Below are 1,210 nucleotides of genomic sequence, written 5' to 3'. Positions count from 1 at the left end.
CATCCAGCCAGGATACCCGTCCTCGCTGACGTAATATCCCAGCGCCGCACCGCTGTCATTAATCTGCACACCGGCACGGCAGTTCCGGCTGTCGCCGGTATTGTTCGGGTTGCTGATGCGCTTCGGGCTGACCATCCGGAACKGTGTCCGGAAAAGCCGCGACGARCTGGTAYCCCAGGTGGCCTGAACGAACAGTTCACCGTYAAAGGCGTGCAKGGCCACACCTTCCCGAATCATCATGGTAAACGTGCGTTTTCGCTCAACGTCAATGCAGCAGCAGTCATCCTCGGCAAACTCTTTCCATGCCGCTTCAACCTCGCGGGAAAAGGCACGGGCTTCTTCCTCCCCGATGCCCAGMTAGCGCCAGCTTGGGCGATGACTGAGCCGGAAAAAAGACCCGACGATATGATCCTGATGCAGCTGGATGGCGTTGGCGGCATAGCCGTTATTGCGTACCAGATCGTCTGCGCGGGCATTGCCACGGGTAAAGTTGGGCAACAGGGCTGCATCCACACTTTCACTCGGTGGGTTCCACGACCGCAACTGCCCTCCAAATCCGCTGCCACCGCCGTGATAACCGGCATATTCGCGCAGCGATGTCATGCCGTCCGGCCCCAGAAGGGTGGGAATGGTGGGCGTTTTCATACATAAAATCCTGCAGGTCCCCTGMGTCGCTGTGTCATGCCGGTCTGCACTTCCAGCTCTGCAATATATTTTTTCAGGTCAGACACGGAAGTGGCCGTAAACTCCACCCTTCGTCCGTCTTTCTGTACTGTTGCCACCCGTTTACCTGTCATCAGGTCATGCAGTGCCGCACGGGCAGCGGCAAGTTCTTCCTGTCGCGTCATTCATCCTCTCCGGATAAGGCACGGGCGTAATCTGCCAGTGTTTTCTTGTTGGTTGCTGCACCATCCTCTTCCTGCAGGCTCGCCAGCAGCGCACTGAGATCCAGCTGCCAGCGGGAAATACTGATGCGCAGCGCCGCCAGCGCATAAACGAAGCAGTCGAGTGCCTCATTGCGTCGCTTTTTGCTGTCCCACAGTATTTTTTTCCTGCCATCCACCCATTTTTCGACCTGCTCTTCAGCAGTCAGCTGCTGCGCTTCGGTCAGATCAAAAATATCCGGGTTATTCGGGAAGTGAACGGCACCGGGAAGCGGTTCATCCCCTTCCGGCGTCAGTGTGAAGCGGTTATAAATCTGCTCTTTCGC

3 protein-coding genes are annotated in these 1,210 nt (G+C 56.9%); all 3 read right to left on the bottom strand.

Annotated elements, in window-relative coordinates; genetic code table 11:
* A partial coding sequence (locus D0S45_20400) for a phage portal protein (protein TIH08833.1) occupies positions 1-645 on the bottom strand: 645 nt, incomplete at its 3' end.
* Positions 642-848, bottom strand: a complete 207-nt coding sequence (locus D0S45_20395; protein ID TIH08832.1) for a phage tail protein — start codon at positions 846-848, stop codon at positions 642-644. The genes D0S45_20395 and D0S45_20400, both read right to left, overlap by 4 nt.
* On the bottom strand, positions 845-1,210 hold a 366-nt coding region (locus tag D0S45_20390; GenBank protein ID TIH08831.1), incomplete at its 5' end, for a phage terminase large subunit family protein. The genes D0S45_20390 and D0S45_20395, both read right to left, overlap by 4 nt.

This window comes from Marinifilum sp. JC120, assembly GCA_004923195.1.
In the GTDB taxonomy this organism is placed as follows: domain Bacteria; phylum Desulfobacterota; class Desulfovibrionia; order Desulfovibrionales; family Desulfovibrionaceae; genus Maridesulfovibrio.
This window is presented reverse-complemented; position numbering and strand designations above follow the sequence as displayed.